Genomic DNA, 20391 nt, shown 5'->3' with positions numbered 1-20391 from the left:
CCATGTGAACCAATCACTCGATAGACGAATAGGCCTTTTCCTGGACTTCAAGAGCTCTGTACGCATGAACCCTTCAAGATCTCACATCAATTTCCGTGGAGATCACCGCGTGCTAAATAATTATCTAGGAGCGACCTTCATCATTGGCTACACTCAGTAATGTGAGCTGATCAGCGCATCTTGCATCTCTTTCCACCAGACACTGGACATCATGGCAGTGGACGCGCTTACGAGACTGATCGGACACTACCTATCATGAAGAAACCCGGAGCCTATGAACAGGCAGACAGCGGAAGTTCATGATAAGCGAGGCTGAAACGGCAGCCAGTCAGTCGCTGGTATAGGAGTTCTACGATCAGGTCTTCAGCCGAGGAGATACCAGCAACATTGACAGGTTCATGCCGGACGACGTAGTCTATGTCTTCTTCAAGTGCACGCTGAAGAACAGCCATGTCAACAAAGTCTGTGACATCCACCGGCTGCAGGACGGTCAGCTGGCTGAGTACCGGGACATCGTCGAGCACAATGTGGAAGATGTACAGTCCTGCAACGGCAACGGTCTTTTCTGACCCTTACCCAATCTCGCCACCGACCGGGCCGGGGTTCTCTTGCTGCCTGACCTGGTCCAACAACAAGAGAACCAGGAGGCTTCAGCGAGCGCGAATGGCCTCTCTGACCGGCAGCACGCTCGCAGGCGAGACCGAAAGCTCATCCAGGCCGTAATCCAGGAAGGTGGCCGTAAGATCCCTGTCGGCACCCAGCTCGCCGCAGATCCCGCACCAGATGCCAGCCTGGTGGGCGGCATCAACGGCCATGCGAATCATGCGTAGGACGGCAGGCGAATGAGGGTCAGCGAACTGTCCCAGGTTGGGGTTCTGTCGGTCGCAGGCCAAAGTGTACTGGGTCAGGTCATTGGTTCCGATAGAGAAGAAGTCCACCTTCCGGGCCAACTCCGGCGCCATGACAACCGAGGCCGGGGTTTCGACCATGATGCCCACCTGGATGTCCTCCTTGAAGTCCTCGCCCCTGCCACGGAGCTCTTCCATGACCTGGTCGATGATGGCCCTGGCCTGATCAACCTCTTTGGTGGAGGTGATCATGGGCAGCATGATGGAGATGTTCCCAAAGGCTGATGCTCGCAGGATGGCCCTAAGCTGCACCTTGAAGACCTCCGGCCTGGTCAGGCAGATACGGATGGCCCGGTATCCCAAGGCGGGATTGGCCTCATGCTCCAGACCGAAGTAGCCGACCTGCTTGTCAGCCCCGATATCCAAAGTCCGGATGATGACCGGCTTGCCGCCCATTCTCTGGGCGACCTCTTTGTAGGCCTGGAATTGCGACTCCTCGGTGGGGAAGTCCTCGCTCTCCAGGTAGAGGAACTCGCTGCGGAAGAGTCCGATCCCTTCAGCATCGTTGGCTTCGACCGCATCCAAGTCCGAAGGCCTGCCGATATTGGCATAGAGATGAACCTCCTGGCCTTCCTTGGTTTTGGTGGGCTTGCCCTTGAGTTCCTGGAGCAGCTGCACACGTTCCCGGAACTCCCGCTGGCGGATTTTATAGGACTCAAGGGTCTTCTGGTCCGGATCGATCAGCACCAGGCCCTGGCTGCCATCCACGATGGCTGTCAGGCCCTGGTCCTCCGGTCTGGGATCCTGACCAAGACCGATGACGGCAGGCAGCCCCATGGTCCTGGCCAATATAGCCGTATGGGAATTGGCCGATCCCTGGCTGGTGGCGAAGCCCAGCACTTGTGTGGGATCCATCTGAGCTGTCTGGCTGGGAGCCAGGTCGGAGGCCATGACGATGGCCGGCCGACCATCCTCGCCCGCCTGTGCACCCGAGCCAAGGTTGTCGATCAGACGCCGGGAAACATCCTGCACATCGGCAGCCCGCGCCTGCATATAAGGGGAGTCCATGCCAGCGAACATGGCGGCGAATCTCTGTGCGGTGGCATCCACCGCGTACTCGGCGTTGACCTTGTCCGATTGGATCAGCCCTTCGACCCCTTCCACATAGTCCGGGTCTTTGAGCATGAGCCGGTGGGTGTCGAATAGCTCGGCCTTGTCCTCGCCGAGCCTAGCAGCGGTATCCTCCCTGAGCTTGGCCAGCTGGTCCATAGAGACCTGCTGGGCCTGGCGGAAGCGATCGATCTCGGCACGAGGATCATCAACGGTGCGCCGCACCGCCTGCCTGGCCTCTTCCAGGACCTTAACGGGCCCTATGGCAATGCCTGCCGAGACGCCGGTGCCTCTCAGCTCCCTCATAGATTCTCCTTGAAGAAGCTCTGCAGCTCCTCGACGGCCTTGTCTTGGTCCGGGCCATCCACATTCACAGTGATCGTGTCGCCCTGCTTGGCTCCCAGGCCCATGACCGCGAAGATGCGTTTGGCATCCGCCTTGTTGCCCTTGTCGTCGAGGGTGATGGCGGACTGGTACTTCTGCGCCTGCTCGACAAGCCTGCCTGCAGGTCTTGCATGCATGCCCTCAGGGTCGGAAATAGTGACGGTGAATGCACTTGCCATAGCTGCCTCCTCAGTCCTTGCTGATGTAACGGCCGTTGTCGAACCGGTATCCAGTGGACTGTTCATACTCGTGAACCATCTGGTCCCAGGAATCCTCGATCCTGTCGGTCAGTCCGAATAGCCCGGAACGGCCAATCACATAGATGTCAGGATCGGCATCTGAGATCAGCTTCCAGTGAGCCAGATTGGTGGATCCGTCCATCTCGATCTGATAGCCATAGCCGTGCTCATCGCGCAGCTTGCGCAGATGGACGATCTTGTCCAGGCAGACCGACAGGAAACGCTGGCCGGCGAAGCCCGGATCGATGGTCATGATGGTGACCTTGTCCAGCAGATCGATGTAGGGAAGGATGGTTTCAACCGGTGTCTCCGGATTGAGCACCATACCCGCCTTAAGGTCCGCATCGTGGATCTGATCGATCAATCGGAAGGCAACCCCGTTGGACACCTCTGCTGGCATGCAGATCATCTCGCACTTGATGTCGATCAGCTGCTGGACCCAGAAGGGGGCGTCGGTCACCATAAGGTGGGCCGACATGGGCAGGTCGGAGATCTTGCGCGTCTGCTCGATAAACCAAGGCGACAGGGTGATGTTGGGCACGAAATGGCCGTCCATGATGTCGATGTGGTAGAGGTTGGCTCTCTCGTTCAGGAAGCTGATCTGCTCCTTGAACTGGTCCAGATCCATGGTCATCAGCGAGGGGGCCAGCTGGATTTGCCGCGGGCGTTTGGTCAACGTTGGTGTGCTTGTTGCTGTCATTGTGGAATGATTGTCCTTCTGTTGGTTTAGATGACCTGGATATCGTCCAGGTCAAGGTCCTCTTCGTCGTCTGTTGCTGCTGCAGCAGGCTCGGCGGCGTCTTCAGGAATTGACTTCTTGATCAGCGCATAGACAACGCCGGTCACTAGGACGTTGGCGGCGATGGCCAACAGTCCCACCCACCACTTGGCACCCATGGTGGGGAGCATCAGGAAGCCGCCGAAAGGCACGGTGGCACCCTTGCCGTTGGAAAGGCTCATCAGGATGGCGCCCTCGCACATGCCGCCCAGACCAGCGGCGACGATTCCCCTCACCAGATCGTTCATGACGATGGGGATTGATCCCTCGACAATGTTCACAACGCCCATGGGCACTGCGGACTTGAGGGTCTCCACCTCCTCACGGGTGTAGATCCGCTTGCGCAGGAGCTTGGCGACCAGATAGGCGAAGCCAAAGCCGATGGGGGTGGCCGTGTTGGTCAGCTGCAAGGCGGTGACAGGACCGTTGATTCCCTGGGCCTGCAGCGTCAGCGCAAAGGCGAAGGCGGTCTTGTTGATGGGGCCGCCGAAGTCGACGATGCTCAACGCTCCCAGTACGGCGCCGAAGATGAGGTTGGAGGCCCCATTCATGCTTGTCAGCAGGTTGGTCAGCCAGGTGGTGAACCAGGCCACCGGGGTGCCGATGATGTAGACCATGATCAGCCCGCTGGCCAGGGAGGCAAGGAAAGGCACAATCAAGGTGGGCATAAGCCCCTTGGCCCAGCTGGGAACTTTGACGTAGCGCAGTACCGCGTAGGCCAGCCAGCCGCCGATATATCCGCCTATGATGCCGCCGATGAAGCCGGCGCTGATGGCTACGGCCGCCAGGCCGGTCACGAAGCCGGGCGCGATCCCGGGCTTGCCCGCAATCGAGAAGGCGATGCCGGTGGCGATGATGACCGGGAGCAGCCCCAGTGCTTTGCCGCCCAAGGTGGCCAGGGCCTGGAAGAAGTCGAACTTCCCCATGACCAAGGTGTCCTGGGCCTTGCCGCCGAAGGCCATGCCGATAGCGATAATGAAGCCCGCACCGCAGACGATGGGGATCATATAGGAGATGGCCGTCAGCAGATGGCCCTTGAAATTGGCTTGCTTCCAAAATTGTTTCATGATGACTTCCTTGTCCGCATGGTTGATTGCATGGTTACTACTTGCCGACGATTTCGTGCAGTTTGGCGATCAGTTTGTTGGGAGACTTGATCGCCGTCTCGGTGGAGACCTTGACGGTCTTCTTGCCCTTGAACCGCTCTTCATCGGCTATCTTGATGTCAATGGCCAGAATGACCACGTCTGCCTGCTTGATATCCTCCTCGGTCAGGGCATTCTCGATGCCGATGGTGCCCTGGGTTTCGATCTTGATATCGTCTCCGGCCGCCTTGGCCGCATCCTCCAGCTTCTGCTGGGCCAGATAAGTGTGTGCGATGCCAATGGTGCAGGCAGTCACTCCTACGATTTTCATGATTGCTTCTCCTTTGTCGTTATTCGGTTAAGTGACAAATCATCTGGTCAGAGCAGCCACGACCTGGTCGGTGTTCTCGGCCTGAAGGAGATCGTGCACCACATCGGCCTTGGCCAGCTTCCTAGCAAATTCCGAAAGCAGCTGCAGGTGCTGCTTTGATCCCTCATCATCGGCACCGACGGCAAACAGCACCACAACTTTCGCTCCGGTGTCGTCCAGGGATTCCCAGGGGATTTCATGGTCCAGCACGGCAATGGCGATGCCGTTCCTGCGAACAGTGTCGCTGCGGCCATGAGGGATGGCCACATGCTCGCCGATGCCCGTCGCACCCTGGCCTTCACGCTCGTACAGGGCTTTCATGAAGACCTCCGGCGAATCGATGTAGCCTGCGTCATGAAGCCTGCGGGTGAGCTCAGTGAAGACCTCGTCCTTGGTCTTCGCTTTGAGCCCTGTCACCACGGTGCTCTTATCGATCGCCGCGCCAAGTGATGCTGCGTCCACCATCATTTCCCTTCTGTCGTCAATATCTGTCGAACATCCGTGATCGAGCCTGTTCCCAGCAGGCCCAAAACCTTCTCGTCACCCATTCGCCGATAAAGATCACGCAGGTACCGTAGATCCTTCATCGAAGGGTCCTGCGGGATAAGGATCAGCAAGAGTCTGGATACGTCATGCGAACCGTCCCACTGTGGCATGGGTCGTGAGAGCTTCAAGTAGAGGAGCAGGCATTCATCAACGAAAGGTCCCTGCGCATGCGGATTGGCCAACTGGTCTGCAATGACTGTGCTGCCCGACACCTCACGGGCAAGCAGGTCCTTGACCAGGAGATCGGCAGACCTGATGACGCCCTTGGACTGTAAATAAGTGCATATACAGACGAACAGGGCATGCACTGGATTTTTGCGCGAAGGCATTGCTGCTGCAGTGGCGGTGTGATGAGGCAAGATTGCTGAGTCCTGGATTCCGAAGCCGCCAGAAGGCTCCTGCTCAATCAGGATTTTCATCGTCCGACCTCCCCGTTATGGATATGGTCGGCCATCCGTTCCAGCCTCTCCTGATCCTCAATGGTCAGCATGGCGCTGACCACCAGCGTCGGCCGCTTCATCTCTTCGGACAGGGCAACTGTAGAGACCACAAGATCAGTCATCGGATACCGCTCCAAGGCCTTCTCTACATCTCGGGCAGCCACGGTCCCTATGACGTCCATATCGGAGAACCGCCGTTCAATCTTTGATTTCAGCAGCTGCGCCGTGCCCAGCCCGGTCGTGCAGACCAGCAGGATGTTCAAGGGCCTGCTGAGATTTTCCACAGCCTGAGCGAAATACACAGTAATGAAGCCGATTTCCTCATCGTCGATGATGGGGAGATGCTCGTGCTCCTCGAGCTGGCGCGTGGCCTCTTTCACCGTGCTAAACAGATTTGGATACTCCAGCCTGATCTGCTCAAGAAGGTTGTTGTTGACTCTGATGCCGTTTTTCAGTCTGTTAAGCAGGGGCTTCATATGCTTGGAGAGCCTGGCAAAGAGCTCGGACTGATCGATTTGCGCGTAACGAGGGTTCAGAGCAACCTGGTCGATCAGATAGCGAGTGGCCCGCCGAACCGGACCAGGCATGTCGTTGGCGGCCGGAAGATCATCCTCGATCCTTGAGGAGGCCAGATATTGGTAGAGATCGTAAACTTCAGCATCGGGCAGCTGCGCATCCAAATACATGTTCACGTCGGCTATGACAGCTCGGCAGACACTCATGACCTTGGAGCCTTCATCGACAATAGTGGCCTGCTGCTCGCCGGCTCTATCCTCCATGAGGGCACCGACGCTGCGGAACCGTTCGATGAGGATGTACAAATGGGTGAAGATGTTGACCCGGTATGGATAGGGGATTTCGGTATGAAGCAGTTCCTCGATCAGATCCAGCTGTTTGTCAACAAAAGCCGCGTCACGCTGCTCAATGTCCTGGTCAGGCTGCATGAACCGTCGGTTGCCAGGCTGGCCTTCATCGACAAACAAGCTGCTGATCGCCCGGCGGATGTCTGCCTCCTCACCGTCGATCCAAACGAACCCGCTGACATGTTCGATGGAAAGCTGGAAGCGGCCCAGCATTAGCCTCAGGGAACGAAGATCGGTCGCCACGGCAGAGTCACCGATGAAGTATTTGCCCCAGAGCTCAGTCACTCTGTACCGCTGTGGCGCCGTAAACAACAGGCGCTTGACGATCTCATCCCGCCGCTCTATAGATGTCAGACGACTGACATCGACGTTGGCCCGGCCGATTACAAATCCTGAATCCCCGAACGACATCGTCTCAGGGTTTTTAAGCCGATACCCGCGCCCTCTCTTGGATTCGATAATGGTCACGGGCGGATATTGCTCGTTGATCTGCTGGACCGCTCTGGTAATCGTTTTGGTCGAGACTTTGAGTGCATCGGACAATTCGGAACCGCGCACATAATCGCGCCTGTTGAGCAGATAGCTGATCAACGACTTCTTGAACCCGGTCTCCATTGCCCTTGAACCTCCTTTATGTTTAGGGTAATGTGGCCACTTTCGGCATCGGACGGTGTGTGGTATTCAGCATTGTCCCTTGTCTGCGGACTATGCACTGAGTGTCAGGAAACCTATAAGACCAAAAGAGTCTGAGAGGCTGCTGAGATGCGTCGTCATCGACGATTTGAGCAAAAGAAAAGGCCTCTGATGACTGATATCATCAGAGGCCTTTCAAAGTGTTGTGGCGGCGGTGTGCTACTCTCCCACACTCTTCCGGGTGCAGTACCATTGCCGTGCTGGGTCTTAGCTTCCGGGTTCGGAATGGGACCGGGCGTCTCCCCCAGGCCATGACCGCCGCGAATCTTCAATTCTGCCGACCCTTCTCTTGGAGGGTCGGGGTCTCCTGGCGGCTTGGGGACCGGATGGTGGACGCGTGTTCCGATTGTCTGATCGCCTGTGCGTGTTCGTGCATATTGCCGCAGGCATGTGTTTCGCAGTCGGGTTGATGCCGCCGCCCCTCACGGGGGCGGGTGTTGTGTTGTCTTCGACCATTAGTGCCGGTCGGCTCCGCCCCTTGCGGGGTGTCCACGTCCGGTCTATCGACCATGTGTTCTGCATGGGGTCTTCAGAAGCCGGAAGGCTTCATGGAATCCTTATCTTGGAGGGGGCTTCCCGCTTAGATGCTTTCAGCGGTTATCCCATCCGAACGTAGCCAACCGGCCGTGCCGCTGGCGCGACAACCGGCATACCAGAGGTTCGTCCACCCAGGTCCTCTCGTACTATGGGCAGGGCTCCTCAAGATTCCAACGAGCGCAGAGGATAGAGACCAAACTGTCTCACGACGTTCTGAACCCAGCTCGCGTGCCGCTTTAATCGGCGAACGGCCGAACCCTTGGGACCTGCTCCAGCCCCAGGATGCGACGAGCCGACATCGAGGTGCCAAACCATCCCGTCGATATGGACTCTTGGGGATGATCAGCCTGTTATCCCCGGGGTACCTTTTATCCGTTGAGCGATGCCGCGTCCGTACGCCGGCACCGGATCACTATCTCCGACTTTCGTCCCTGCTCGACCCGTCGGTCTCGCAGTCAAGCTCCCTTGTGCGATTGCACTCAACACCCGATTGCCAACCGGGCTGAGGGAACCCTTGGGCGCCTCCGTTACTCTTTGGGAGGCAACCGCCCCAGTTAAACTACCCGCCAGGCACTGTCCCTGGCCGGGATGACCGGCCGAGGTTAGAGGCCAGATGAGGACAGAGCGGTATTTCACATTCCGGCTCCACGGATGCTGGCGCACCCGCTTCGAAGCCTCCCGCCTATGCTACACAGTCCGCACCTAACGCCAATACCAAGGTATAGTAAAGGTCCCGGGGTCTTTTCGTCCTTCTGCGCTTAACGAGCATCTTTACTCGTACTGCAATTTCGCCGAGCTCCTGGTCGAGACAGTGGGGAAGTCGTTACGCCATTCGTGCAGGTCGGAACTTACCCGACAAGGAATTTCGCTACCTTAGGATGGTTATAGTTACCACCGCCGTTTACCGGGGCTTGAATTCACCGCTGCCCCCTCCGAAGAGGGATGACGGATCCTCTTAACCTTCCGGCACCGGGCAGGCGTCAGTGCATATACAGCGACTTACGTCTTCGCATGCACCTGTGTTTTTGGTAAACAGTCGCTACCCCCTGGTCTGTGCCGCCCCCACCGGCTCCGCGCGCAAGGCGCCTCACCGGCAGGGGCCTCCCTTATACCGAAGGCACGGGAGTGATTTGCCGAGTTCCTTGACCAGGATTCGCTCGATCGCTTTGGTATACTCTACCTGACCACCAGTGTCGGTTTAGGGTACGGGCGGCGCCACTCCTCACGCCGAAGCTTTTCTCGACGGAACGGCACACCGGATTCGGGGCACAAGGCCCCCCATCATCACACCTCGCGCTCATGCCGGGCGGATTTGCCTGCCCGACGCGCCGCATGCTTGACCACGGATAACCACCACCGCGGCCCGGCTCCCGTTCCGTGTCACTCCTGCGCTACCCGCCACGCATCCACACGCCGGTCCCATGCCATCGGACGGCCCGAAGGCCATCGCCCGACACAGGTAAGGGCACGCTTCCGCGTCTTGGATTGGACGGCTTGACGCCGGTAGGAGAATATCGACTCCTTCATCCATTCGACTACGCCTGTCGGCCTCGCCTTAGGACCCGACTCACCCGGGGACGACGAACGTGGCCCCGGAACCCTTGGTCATCCAGCGGGCGGGATTCTCACCCGCCTCTCGCTACTCATGTCTGCATTCTCACTTCCACACGGTCCACGGCCGGCTCACGCCGCCGCTTCGCCCCATGCGGAACGCTCTCCTACCCAGCACAGCAAACTGCGCTGCCGCGTCTTCGGTGGCGTGCTTGAGCCCCGCTACATTATCGGCGCGGAACCACTAGACCAGTGAGCTGTTACGCACTCTTTCAAGGATGGCTGCTTCTGAGCCAACCTCCTGGCTGTCTATGCGACTCCACATCCTTTCCCACTTAGCACGCGCTTAGGGACCTTAGACGACGATCTGGGCTGTCTCCCTCTCGACGACGGAGCTTATCCCCCGCCGACTCACTGCCGCGATACACCTCGCACGTATTCGGAGTTTGGCTGCTGTCGGTACCCGATACGGGCCCTCAAGCATCCAGTAGCTCTACCCCATGGAGGCACTCACGCGACGCTGCACCGAAATGCATTTCGGAGAGAACCAGCTATCACGGAATTTGATTGGCCTTTCACCCCTAGCCCCAGGTCATCGGCCCGGTTTTCAACCCAGGTCCGTTCGGTCCTCCACGCGGTCTTACCCGCGCTTCAACCTGCCCAGGGCTAGATCATCCCGCTTCGGGTCCAGGACACGCGACTGGAAACGCCCTTATCGGACTCGCTTTCGCTACGGCTGCCCCACACGGGTTAGCCTCGCCACGCACCACTGACTCGCAGACTCATTTTTCGATAGGCACGCCGTCACCCCGAAAGGCTCCGACGGATTGTAGGCACACGGTTTCAGAAACTCTTTCACTCCCCTCCCGGGGTGCTTTTCACCTTTCCCTCACGGTACTCGTACGCTATCGGTCAGACAGGAATATTCAGGCTTACCCCACGGTCGGGGCCGATTCACACGGGATTCCACGAGTCCCGCGCTACTTGGGAACAAGAACCGGCAGGCGGCGCGCCTTCGGCTACGGGGCCATCACCCTCTACGGCCGGGAATTCAATCCCGTTCGCCTCACACGCCGCTTTATCACTGCCGCCGGGCCCGTCGGAGCCCGGACGCCAAGTCCCACAACACCCATGCCGCAACCCCCGACGGGTCTCACACGGCACCGGTTTGGCCATCATCCGCTTTCGCTCGCCACTACTCACGGAATATCCTTTCCTGCAGGTACTGAGATGTTTCACTTCCCTGCGTACCCCCCGCACGAATGCGGTGCCGGCCCATAACAGCCGGCGGGTTACCCCATTCGGACACCCTCGGATCAAAGCCCTGTCGGCGGCTCCCCGAGGCCTATCGCGGCCCCACGCGTCCTTCATCGGTCCTGTCTGCCAAGGCATCCACCATGCGCCCTTGCCGACAACACGGCCACAGGCCATGCCACGACAACAACAACTGCGAACTGCCAGACGACAAATCATCACACTAAACGATCACAAAACGATCGACCCGAACCCACCAAAAAATGGGCCCGGACGAAACAATACAGCAGACAGCCAGCCAGAAAAGCCAGCCATCCGCTCGCGTCCACTATCCAGTTCTCAAGCCACCAGCGCGCCGCCAAGACCCGCCACAGGGCAACACCCCATGCAGGAACCCGACGGGCGGCAGGAACACCACCCAAAACAAGGTGGCGGTCCGGGAACCCAACAGCGCATCCATGCCACAGCCTCAAGACCGTTCCACGCCAGCACGCCCACACCATCCGACCAACCGGCCGGACCCGCAGGCACGACCCCCGCGCAGCACGCGCGGAAGGATTTCCAAAATCTCCGTAGAAAGGAGGTGATCCAGCCGCACCTTCCGGTACGGCTACCTTGTTACGACTTAGTCCCAATCGCGACCTCACCTTAGACGGCTCCCCCCCAAACGGGTTGGGCCACCGGCTTCGGGTGCTGCCCACTTTCATGACTTGACGGGCGGTGTGTACAAGGCCCGGGAACGCATTCACCGCGGCGTTGCTGATCCGCGATTACTAGCGACTCCGCCTTCACGGAGCCGGGTTGCAGGCTCCGATCCGAACTGAGACCGGTTTTCAGGGATCCGCTCCATGTCGCCATGTCGCATCCCGTTGTACCGGCCATTGTAGCATGCGTGAAGCCCTGGACGTAAGGGGCATGATGATCTGACGTCATCCCCACCTTCCTCCGGGTTAACCCCGGCGGTCCCCCGTGAGTTCCCGGCATGACCCGCTGGCAACACGAGGCGAGGGTTGCGCTCGTTGCGGGACTTGACCCAACATCTCACGACACGAGCTGACGACGACCATGCACCACCTGTGAACCGGCCCCGAAGGGAAGCCGCGTCTCCGCGGCCGTCCGGCACATGTCAAGCCCAGGTAAGGTTCTTCGCGTTGCATCGAATTAATCCGCATGCTCCGCCGCTTGTGCGGGCCCCCGTCAATTTCTTTGAGTTTTAGCCTTGCGGCCGTACTCCCCAGGCGGGATGCTTAACGCGTTAGCTCCGACACGGAACCCGTGGAACGGGCCCCACATCCAGCATCCACCGTTTACGGCGTGGACTACCAGGGTATCTAATCCTGTTCGCTCCCCACGCTTTCGCTCCTCAGCGTCAGTGACGGCCCAGAGACCTGCCTTCGCCATCGGTGTTCTTCCCGATATCTACACATTCCACCGTTACACCGGGAATTCCAGTCTCCCCTACCGCACTCCAGTCCGCCCGTACCCGGCGCCGATCCACCGTTAAGCGATGGACTTTCACACCAGACGCGACGAACCGCCTACGAGCTCTTTACGCCCAATAAATCCGGATAACGCTTGCACCCTACGTATTACCGCGGCTGCTGGCACGTAGTTAGCCGGTGCTTATTCGAAAGGTACACTCACTCTCGCTTGCTCCCAATCAAAAGCGGTTTACAACCCGAAGGCCGTCATCCCGCACGCGGCGTCGCTGCATCAGGCTTTCGCCCATTGTGCAATATTCCCCACTGCTGCCTCCCGTAGGAGTCTGGGCCGTATCTCAGTCCCAATGTGGCCGGTCGCCCTCTCAGGCCGGCTACCCGTCGAAGCCTTGGCAGGCCATCACCCCGCCAACAAGCTGATAGGACGCGACCCCATCCCATGCCGGTAAACCCTTTCCCGCACCATCATGCGATGATGCGGAGCATCCGGCATTACCACCCGTTTCCAGGAGCTATTCCGAAGCACGGGGCAGGTTGGTCACGCATTACTCACCCGTTCGCCACTCTCACCGCCAAGCAAGCTTGGCGGATCCCGTTCGACTTGCATGTGTTAAGCACGCCGCCAGCGTTCATCCTGAGCCAGAATCAAACCCTCCACAAAAAACCATGAAGAAGGCCGAAACAGCCCACATCAATAATTGACGGGCCAGCTTCCATAAGGAGGAAACCAACCCACGAAAAACCCCGACACCCCTCACAACGCTCCCACGTACCCGACAACAGCCGGGCGGGCATCGGACTGGCAATCAAAAAGCTATAAGTAGCACAAACACGCTCTTGAGTTCTCAAACCACCACCACACCAACAGCTCCAAGCCCTCCGAAGAGTTCTCATCACTGCCGGGCAGCAAGAAGTAAACTTACACGAGTTTGAGTTGACCCGCAAATTGGCATACTGAAATCACGGTGGAACCCAATGATTTCGCGGTTTCTACGGCGTGTCGGTTTTTGCCGACCAAGCCCCGCTCAATTGGCCTTCACCTATCCAGGAGCCCCGCGCACTCTTCAGCGAGGCTCAAACCAATATCTTCAATGACTCATATTAGTGGATTCGGTTCTTCGCAAGAGGTATTTCCACCATGCGGATGGGTGCGTGCAGCCAGGCTGCAGTTCCTTCTTACACAGGCGCTACAAGCAGAGGGCTTTAACCGTTGCTGCGAACCGTTCTGGCTCGTCCCACTGTGGGCAGTGCCCTGACCGGTCAAATCGGATGAACCGATGCGTGCTCTTCAGCCCATCAGCAAACCGCTCAACCAGACTGCCTGGCAGATGACGGTCATACTTGCCGCTGATGAAATAAACAGGGGCCCCGAAAGAGGTCTGCCCGTTGAAATCGACCTGCTCCAGCTCAGCGTCCAAGCGCGCCCGGGACTGAGCCACCCCCTTGGCATGGTTGAGCAGACGCGACCAGTTGTAGCAGGGCGAGCGCAGGTAGGTCATGATCCGTCCCAGAGATCCGAACAGCATGGCAACCCCGCCACGAGACAGCAGCTCATCGATCATCAGCACCACGTCGGCAGCCCCGCTCTCCTTGCTGACGATCGAACCAAGCCGGGAGCCCAAACTCTGTTGCCCCCAATGTCGTCTTAGCCGAAGAGCGGAGCGCATGCTGACGACCTGCCCAAGGCCGATGTAGCAGCGAACGAGCGAGGGATACCGCTTCACCATCTCCAGTCCCAGGACGCTGCCCCATGAATGACCGACGAGGATGAGGGAATCCTGCCCGTAGGCGCGAAGAAGCTGTAGCACGAACTGGTGAACATCCTCAACCATCGAATCGATGGTTACTACCTCGCCAGGCGCAAAAGGATGGTAGGACAGTCCACTGCCTCGCTGATCCAGGTTGATGAAGCGGAAATCGCGCTCCAGGGCTGCGTTGTAGCGCATGGTCAGCGGGATGCAGGCATCGCCCGGACCGCCATGGAGGTAAAGAATGATAGGAGCATGAGGAGGTGCCGGATTCATCGAGAAAACAAAGCGCGCACCATTGATCCGCGTCCCATATAATCGGGAGCTACTGGGAACTACCGCAATGCGACCAGTCATGGAGTCATTTTATCGGCATCTTTTCCAACCTGTGTTGAATCACGTTCAACAAGCTCAAAACCCGTGGTATAAGTACGCACAGGGCCCGCATATCCGTTGATTCGCTCAATCAGCATGCTGACCGCCACCCGGGCATAGTCGTCAATCAAAGGGTCGATAGTCGTCAAAGCAGGGTTGGAATAGCTTCCCTCTGGGGTATTGTCAAACCCCACTACCTGAATATCCTCTGGAATCGAACGACCTCTTTTTTGAACTTGATGCATCACTCCATAAGCAACTGCATCATTCAAGCAAATGATTCCATCGACATCAGGATGATCATCCAGAAGGAAATCGGCTGCCTTAATCCCCTCGTCGGTCATCAGGCGTGGCAGGCTAACAATAAGACTGGAATCAACCTCCAGTCCGCGCTCCTCGAAGGCCTGAATATATCCCTTGACTCGGAGTTCCTGGGTTCCTTCCACCGCAGAAAAGACCGATCGACGACTGTACTTGGCTGGCGCCCCAACCAGAGCCAACCGTCTGCAACCTGCGTCAAGAAGCCGTCCCGTCGCAAATCGCTCTGCCTCGGTATTCGGCATGGTGACAAAGTCTGCCTTGCCGTATGGGCGATAGTCCCCGGTCATCACCAAAGGGTAGGTCTGCGAGAGCAGAATACCCTTGTCGCGCAAGGGCCGTTCAACGAAGAATATCCATCCATCGGCGGCCAGATGGTAGGTCTCATCGATAATGGTTCGGATACCCGACCCACCCGAGCTATAGGTACTAACTACTACGCCGTATTTACGTTCACGAGCCGTTTCTATCACCTTGTCAGCCAGATAGGCCCCAAAGGGCTGGGTGAAATCGAATATTCCCAGCCCCAGGATGCCTGTTGCTCCTGTCTTGAGCGATCTGGCTGACATGTTGATCTGATAGCCCAATTTGGTCATGGCTGTTTTGACACGTTCCCGGGTCTCGGGACGCATACTGCCTGAATGATTCAACACATTGGAAACGGTCTTTATGGAGACGTTCGCCTCTTTGGCCACATCCTTGATGGTCACTCGTCTCCGCATTGCCGCTCCTTATGGATGCAACGATTACTCCCTATTCGAGAATATACGTGCCCCCCGCCGAAACGACGAGGGGCACAAGCGGAACATGCGAGGAAGACCTATTCTTTAACGGCACCAGCCGTCAGCCCGCTTACCCAATACTTCTGCAGGAAAAGGAAGGCCAAGACAAGAGGAATGACAGAGATAAAGGCTCCAGAGGTAATTAGGTTCCATACCTGCTCCGACCCTGAGCCCGCATTCGACTTGGCCTGCCACTGGGTCAATCCCACTGTAATCGGGAACAGCTTGGTATCGGCAAGCACAACTTGCGGAAGAAAATAGTTGTTCCAGCAGTTGACCACGGAAAGCAGGAAAACCGTGGTTATGGCCGGGGTCATGATAGGCAGGGCCACCTGGATGAAGGTCCGGATTTCCCCGGCTCCATCAACCCTGGCCGCCTCCAGCATTTCGTCTGGCAGAGATCCCGTGCAGTACACGCGCATCAGGTATGTGCCGAACGGCGACAGCAGCGAAGGCAACAGAACCGCCCAGAGAGTATCGTTCATTCCTATCTGCGACATCAGAATAAAGGTGGGGATGACCAAGGCGGTCGTCGGAATCATCAGGGCGCCCAGCACGATATCGAAATAGGCATTTCTGCCGGCAAACCTGAACTTTGCGAACCCGTAACCGGCCATGACCGAAATAATAGTGGCCCCCAGTCCTCCGACAAAGGCATATAGGAAGGAATTCAGCAGCCATCGCCAATATATGCCCCCTTCGTAGGTGCTGAGCTCCTTGATATTGTCGAAAAGCGCAAAATGCTTGTCGAACCAAAGGGATCCACCCGTACCCATAAACAGTCCAGAATTGGATTTTGTCGCGGCCACAACCAGCCACCACACAGGCATCAGGAAATAGATGATGCATACGATCAACAGAAGATTCGAACCCACGCGATGTGGCTGGGCGATTCTACGAGCCGCATCCTTTTCCTTTAGCATGCTAATCCCCTAACCCAGACTGCTTGCGGGTAACCCGCATGAATATCACACTGAAAATAACGACCAGAAGCCCCAAAGCGAATGAGATCGTTGCCGAGTAGTTAATCTGGTTGTAGTTGAAGGCCAACGCCTGGGCATACATATTAGGCGTGTATTCCGGGGGTATGGCCGAGTTGGCATTATTGCGCAACACCATTGGCTCCGTATAGAACTGCAAGGTCCCAATCAACGAAAAGATCGTGACCATGACCAACGAGCTGCTGATCATAGGCGTTTTGATCCGAACAGCTATCTGCAGCTCCGAAGCGCCATCCAACCGAGCGGATTCGTATAGATCATGGGGTATGGCCCTCAAGGCAGAGTAGAGAATTACCATGTAATACCCTGTCCACTGCCATGTGACCATATTGACCAATGCTCCGAATATGCCGTTTGTACTCAAAAAATCCGGTGGCTGACGGCCGAATAAGGCAAAGATCGAAGTAAACGGACCCAGGTTCTTCGAGTAAATGAATCCCCACATCAGCGCCCCGATGACCACCGGGATGGCATAGGGAAGGAAGAACAGAAGCCGGGAAGCGGACGCCAAACGCGTCATCATGGAATCGATGACCAAGGCTAGAATCAGCGCCAAGCCAAGTTGAATCGGCACCATGACCAACGTATAGATCACGACCCTGCCCATGCCTTTGAGGAATATAGGGTCCGAAAAGGCCCGTCGATAGTTTTCCAGGCCGGTGAAAACACTTCCACGCACTTGCGTGTAGGTGAAAAGGGACACGTAAAAGGCATAAACTAGCGGGACGACCAGAAATACAATAAAAACGATGCCGAAAGGCAACGTGAAGAACCAACCCCACACATTATCCTTGCTCAGCCGGCGACGCCTTTTGGCAGACACATATTTTGCTGACATGATTTATCCTCCCGGGGGGAGTGATCAGCTCCCCCCATGAGATCCGACCAGACTTACTGAGATACCTTGAATCCTTGCTGCTTGGCATAGTCGCTTAGCGTTTGCTGCAAGGAATCCAGGCTCGTTGAAACATTCTTCCCGTCTCGGAGAATGGCTGAGAGTGTCTTGGTCTGCTCGTCATTGGCATATGTCTGGAACGGAAGGAATTGATAGCCCTTGTACCCCTGAGCCACCGGAGCAATAATCTTGTTGATCTTTTGGTTGCCGAAGAACGGCTCCTGCCTATCCAAGAAGGCCGCCGAGCTGAGTTTCTTGGTCCATGTAGGATACAGGCCGCTGTCATTGACCGCGATATCCTGTGCGGCATCATCCCCAAAGAGCTCCATAGCCACCTTCGCTGCAGCCTCGGTATGCTTGGCCTGATCAGTCACAGCCATTCCCGAGCCGCCGCAGTTGACATCAGGATCTGACTGGTCCCAAACAGGGGCTTTGGCAATCTGCCATTGTGATCCCTCCTGCACTCCGCTGACACCATTGAGGTATCCGACCAACCAAGAGGCATGGATGATTGTCGCATAGGAACCGTCGACGTTCTTCTTATTCCATTCTGCGGTGTCTGTATCGTCCGTCGCAACAATGTCATCTTTGGCTAGTTTCTGCCAGAAGGAGACGACTTTCTTTACCTTGTCGGAATTAATCTTGATGCCGACATTTTCAGGATCATTGGCTGAATACTTGAAGACTTTAGCGCCGTTCTGATCGTAGTAGGCGTAGTTGAACAGCGTGCCATTAGGCTGCCAGTTGCCTATATGCCCTGTGTAACCCTTCTGCTTGAGCTCACGTCCCGCTTGTTCATACTCATCCCAAGTCGTTGGCGGCTTGACCTGATACTTGTCGAAGATATCCTTGCGGTAATACATGACCACAGGACCCACATCCACCGGCACTCCGTAGACTCCTTTAGAACCTCCCAGTTGGACATCCTTCCAAGCGCCTGCTGTGTAATTGCTCCGGATCTTATCTACGCCGAACTTCGACAGGTCCACCAGATGCTTTTCCACACCTGACGCGAATTGTGGCATAACTGCATACTCGAGCTGAATCACATCGGGAGCACCGGACTTGGCCTTAATGGTGGTGTTGAATCGAGAGTATGCCTTGGCAGACTGATCGGCGCTGGTCCAGCAGACTTGAAGATCATCATGTGTTTCATTGAAGTGATCAACCAGCTTGCCGAAAGCAGGGTACCAGGCCCATACAGTCACCTTTTCAGCATTGGGCTTTTTAACCGTATTGCGGCATTTGGCAGTATCGTTGGCTTTGGCATCGTTATGCACTTGGGATGCTTCGTTATTGGACGAGCCAGAGGGCGATCCAGGAGAACCGCAAGCTCCTGCTGCCAACGCCATCACAGCTACCAGTACCGACGCACCCATGAGTCGTGCTGTTTTCATCTTTTCTCCTTTTTGAACTCTGCCGCCCACTTCCTTGTTGGGCGGCAAAACTGATTCATGCGAACAACAGCATCGTCCAAGACACAGGAGGAAGCGTGACGCATCCCTGCCTGCCATTGTTTTCGATGACTGCGGTTCTGTTCCGGTAAGGAACCACCCTTTCTTGTTTCTGAGCCGTATTCGCGGCTTGTGAATCATCATCATGGAGGGTAAAGGCTTCAACCTGTGAATATGAGGCACTCTCGCCGAGGTCAACGGTAAATTGATTGTCGCCTTTCGCCGAACGATTGACGACGAACACCGCCAGTGTGCCGTCAGAGCGCTGAACAGCTACAGCATTGACATCGGCCACCGTGCCGTAGAGGTTGGTATGGTGCTCAGAGCTTTCCAGCGGAGCAGACAATACCGTACCGCCCTTGGCATATCGTGCAGCATAAGCAAATGGATAGAAAATCGTCTGCCTCCAGGCATCCCCGCCCGGCTCGGTCATGATGGGGGCTATGGCATTTACCAATTGTGCCAAAGAAGCAGACCTAACAACGTCTACATTTTGCAGAAGGGTGATCAGCAGGTCGCCGAAGACAACGGCATCAGTGACAGTATATGTATCTTCAAGAAGGCGGGGTGCGATCGGCCAGTTGTCGATACCCTCTGGATTCTTTGATTTCTCCCCATCCTGATACCACACGTTCCATTCATCAAAGGAGATATAGACCTGATGATCACTATGCCGCTGGGCTTTCACAGAGTTAATCACTGCGGACACATCCCTGATGAAGGAGTTCATATCAACCCCGGAGGCCAGAAAACTCTCCATATCGCCATTGTGAGGCTGGTAATAGGCATGGCAAGAGATGAAATCCACATAATCATAGGTATGTTCCAGCACTGTCCGTTCCCATTTGCCGAACGAGTCCATGGCATGGCTGGAAGAACCGCAGACGACCAAATCCAGATCCGGGTCAAGCTGCTTCATTCCTGCCGCAGTCTTGGCCGCCATCCGGGCATAATCAATCGCATCGCAATGGCCTAGCTGCCAGGGACCGTCCATCTCATTGCCCAAACACCACATACGGATGTTGAAAGGCCGCTCTGCCCCATTCTGGCGTCGCAAATCCGACAGAGCTGTTCCAGAGGGAATGTTGCAGTACTCCAAAAGATCCAAGGCTTCCTGAATCCCCTGTGTCCCCAGGTTCACGGCCTCCATCAGCTCATTGCCGCCGAGTTCGGCAAGCCAGTCCTCCATCTCATGCAGGCCAAACTGGTTGGTTTCAGTGGAATGCCATGCCAAATCAAGCCGACGTGGCCGGCTGGCAGGGTTACCGATTCCGTCTTGCCAACGGTAGCCTGACACGTAGTTGCCGCCAGGATATCTAATGGTCGAAACGCCCAGTTCCTTGACCAGATCGATGACATCCTGCCTGAATCCGTGACCATCGGCTCTCGGATGGTCAGGTTCGTAGATCCCCGTATATACACACCGACCAAGATGCTCAACGAATGAGCCGAACAGCCTATCATCGACCGCCGCTAACTGATATCTCCCATCCACATGCATACACGACCGTCTCTGACGGGTTTGCGCCATGGATTCCATTCCTCTGCTACCTCCATACCGAATGAAGCGAAACAACGTTGTCTTAAACCCGGGAACCGATGCCAGTGCATCTGCGCCCTGATATTTAATACAACCTTGTACTTCTTAACTGACAATGTACTCTATATACGATTGCCTGAC

General features: G+C 56.7%; 15 protein-coding genes and 3 rRNA genes. 1 reads left to right on the top strand and 17 read right to left on the bottom strand.

What is annotated here, in order from left to right:
* The first annotated feature begins 398 nt into the window (after nucleotides 1-398).
* Nucleotides 399-569, top strand: coding sequence for a hypothetical protein (locus tag ACUIAG_RS07090; RefSeq protein ID WP_313839835.1), 171 nt, complete (start codon nucleotides 399-401; stop codon nucleotides 567-569).
* An 81-nt stretch (nucleotides 570-650) separates the two neighbouring features.
* On the opposite strand, the gene ptsP is transcribed toward ACUIAG_RS07090, so the two are convergent.
* The 17 genes from ptsP to arfA all read right to left on the bottom strand — a co-directional run bounded on the left by ptsP (nucleotide 651) and on the right by arfA (nucleotide 20241).
* A complete protein-coding gene (gene ptsP / locus ACUIAG_RS07085) occupies nucleotides 651-2264 on the bottom strand; it encodes a phosphoenolpyruvate--protein phosphotransferase (protein WP_445339484.1) in 1614 nt (537 codons plus the stop codon).
* The gene (locus ACUIAG_RS07080) at nucleotides 2261-2521 is read right to left on the bottom strand and encodes an HPr family phosphocarrier protein (RefSeq protein ID WP_313837651.1); all 261 of its coding nucleotides are present in this window, start codon (nucleotides 2519-2521) and stop codon (nucleotides 2261-2263) included. Before ACUIAG_RS07080 ends, ptsP begins: the two co-directional genes overlap by 4 nt.
* Nucleotides 2522-2531: 10 nt before the next feature.
* A complete protein-coding gene (gene alsE / locus ACUIAG_RS07075; protein WP_445339483.1) occupies nucleotides 2532-3281 on the bottom strand; it encodes a D-allulose 6-phosphate 3-epimerase in 750 nt (249 codons plus the stop codon).
* Nucleotides 3282-3307: 26 nt separating this feature from the next.
* Complete coding sequence (locus tag ACUIAG_RS07070; protein ID WP_313837654.1) at nucleotides 3308-4426, bottom strand: PTS fructose transporter subunit IIC; 1119 nt, start codon at nucleotides 4424-4426, stop codon at nucleotides 3308-3310.
* A gap of 37 nt (nucleotides 4427-4463) precedes the next feature.
* Entirely contained in the window at nucleotides 4464-4775 is a 312-nt protein-coding gene (locus tag ACUIAG_RS07065; RefSeq protein ID WP_121913850.1) for a PTS fructose transporter subunit IIB, read from the bottom strand.
* A gap of 39 nt (nucleotides 4776-4814) precedes the next feature.
* The gene (locus ACUIAG_RS07060) at nucleotides 4815-5279 is read right to left on the bottom strand and encodes a PTS sugar transporter subunit IIA (protein ID WP_313839829.1); all 465 of its coding nucleotides are present in this window, start codon (nucleotides 5277-5279) and stop codon (nucleotides 4815-4817) included.
* The gene (locus tag ACUIAG_RS07055) at nucleotides 5279-5779 is read right to left on the bottom strand and encodes a PTS sugar transporter subunit IIA (protein ID WP_445339482.1); all 501 of its coding nucleotides are present in this window, start codon (nucleotides 5777-5779) and stop codon (nucleotides 5279-5281) included. Before ACUIAG_RS07055 ends, ACUIAG_RS07060 begins: the two co-directional genes overlap by 1 nt.
* Nucleotides 5776-7278, bottom strand: a complete 1503-nt coding sequence (locus tag ACUIAG_RS07050; protein ID WP_445339481.1) for a BglG family transcription antiterminator — start codon at nucleotides 7276-7278, stop codon at nucleotides 5776-5778. The genes ACUIAG_RS07055 and ACUIAG_RS07050 overlap by 4 nt, the downstream gene beginning before the upstream one ends.
* 224 nt (nucleotides 7279-7502) lie before the next feature.
* Nucleotides 7503-7619: ribosomal RNA gene (gene rrf, locus ACUIAG_RS07045) — 5S ribosomal RNA — on the bottom strand.
* Nucleotides 7620-7792: 173 nt separating this feature from the next.
* Nucleotides 7793-10863: ribosomal RNA gene (locus tag ACUIAG_RS07040) — 23S ribosomal RNA — on the bottom strand.
* A 411-nt stretch (nucleotides 10864-11274) separates the two neighbouring features.
* A 16S ribosomal RNA gene (locus ACUIAG_RS07035) occupies nucleotides 11275-12798 on the bottom strand.
* The 16S, 23S and 5S rRNA genes sit together here, the layout of an rRNA operon.
* Before the next feature lie 526 nt (nucleotides 12799-13324).
* Entirely contained in the window at nucleotides 13325-14161 is an 837-nt protein-coding gene (locus tag ACUIAG_RS07030) for an alpha/beta fold hydrolase (RefSeq protein WP_445339480.1), read from the bottom strand.
* Nucleotides 14162-14238: 77 nt separating this feature from the next.
* On the bottom strand, nucleotides 14239-15300 hold the full coding sequence (locus tag ACUIAG_RS07025) for a LacI family DNA-binding transcriptional regulator (protein ID WP_445339479.1): 1062 nt from the start codon (nucleotides 15298-15300) through the stop codon (nucleotides 14239-14241).
* 98 nt (nucleotides 15301-15398) lie between these two features.
* Nucleotides 15399-16283, bottom strand: a complete 885-nt coding sequence (locus ACUIAG_RS07020) for a carbohydrate ABC transporter permease (protein WP_024627137.1) — start codon at nucleotides 16281-16283, stop codon at nucleotides 15399-15401.
* A 1-nt stretch (nucleotide 16284) separates the two neighbouring features.
* Entirely contained in the window at nucleotides 16285-17199 is a 915-nt protein-coding gene (locus tag ACUIAG_RS07015) for a carbohydrate ABC transporter permease (protein WP_121914839.1), read from the bottom strand.
* A 53-nt stretch (nucleotides 17200-17252) separates the two neighbouring features.
* Nucleotides 17253-18653 carry an ABC transporter substrate-binding protein gene (locus ACUIAG_RS07010; RefSeq protein WP_121914840.1) on the bottom strand — a complete coding sequence of 467 codons (1401 nt, stop codon included), beginning with the start codon at nucleotides 18651-18653 and terminating at the stop codon, nucleotides 17253-17255.
* Between the two features lie 55 nt (nucleotides 18654-18708).
* The gene (gene arfA, locus ACUIAG_RS07005; protein ID WP_445339478.1) at nucleotides 18709-20241 is read right to left on the bottom strand and encodes an arabinosylfuranosidase ArfA; all 1533 of its coding nucleotides are present in this window, start codon (nucleotides 20239-20241) and stop codon (nucleotides 18709-18711) included.
* Nucleotides 20242-20391: the final 150 nt, after the last annotated feature.

Source organism: Bifidobacterium sp. ESL0825 (genome assembly GCF_052606465.1).
This window is presented reverse-complemented; position numbering and strand designations above follow the sequence as displayed.

Bases quoted from the DNA above. Each gene is read 5' to 3' on its own strand.
- ACUIAG_RS07055 (WP_445339482.1), bottom strand. From the start codon at position 5,779: ATGAAAATCCTGATTGAGCAGGAGCCTTCTGGCGGCTTCGGAATCCAG.
- ACUIAG_RS07050 (WP_445339481.1), bottom strand. From the start codon at position 7,278: ATGGAGACCGGGTTCAAGAAGTCGTTGATCAGCTATCTGCTCAACAGG.
- ACUIAG_RS07020 (WP_024627137.1), bottom strand. From the start codon at position 16,283: ATGCTAAAGGAAAAGGATGCGGCTCGTAGAATCGCCCAGCCACATCGC.
- ACUIAG_RS07060 (WP_313839829.1), bottom strand. From the start codon at position 5,279: ATGGTGGACGCAGCATCACTTGGCGCGGCGATCGATAAGAGCACCGTG.
- ACUIAG_RS07090 (WP_313839835.1), top strand. From the start codon at position 399: ATGCCGGACGACGTAGTCTATGTCTTCTTCAAGTGCACGCTGAAGAAC.
- ACUIAG_RS07080 (WP_313837651.1), bottom strand. From the start codon at position 2,521: ATGGCAAGTGCATTCACCGTCACTATTTCCGACCCTGAGGGCATGCAT.
- ACUIAG_RS07070 (WP_313837654.1), bottom strand. From the start codon at position 4,426: ATGAAACAATTTTGGAAGCAAGCCAATTTCAAGGGCCATCTGCTGACG.
- ACUIAG_RS07030 (WP_445339480.1), bottom strand. From the start codon at position 14,161: ATGAATCCGGCACCTCCTCATGCTCCTATCATTCTTTACCTCCATGGC.
- ACUIAG_RS07025 (WP_445339479.1), bottom strand. From the start codon at position 15,300: ATGCGGAGACGAGTGACCATCAAGGATGTGGCCAAAGAGGCGAACGTC.
- ACUIAG_RS07015 (WP_121914839.1), bottom strand. From the start codon at position 17,199: ATGTCAGCAAAATATGTGTCTGCCAAAAGGCGTCGCCGGCTGAGCAAG.
- ACUIAG_RS07010 (WP_121914840.1), bottom strand. From the start codon at position 18,653: ATGAAAACAGCACGACTCATGGGTGCGTCGGTACTGGTAGCTGTGATG.
- arfA (WP_445339478.1), bottom strand. From the start codon at position 20,241: ATGGCGCAAACCCGTCAGAGACGGTCGTGTATGCATGTGGATGGGAGA.
- ptsP (WP_445339484.1), bottom strand. From the start codon at position 2,264: ATGAGGGAGCTGAGAGGCACCGGCGTCTCGGCAGGCATTGCCATAGGG.
- alsE (WP_445339483.1), bottom strand. From the start codon at position 3,281: ATGACAGCAACAAGCACACCAACGTTGACCAAACGCCCGCGGCAAATC.
- ACUIAG_RS07065 (WP_121913850.1), bottom strand. From the start codon at position 4,775: ATGAAAATCGTAGGAGTGACTGCCTGCACCATTGGCATCGCACACACT.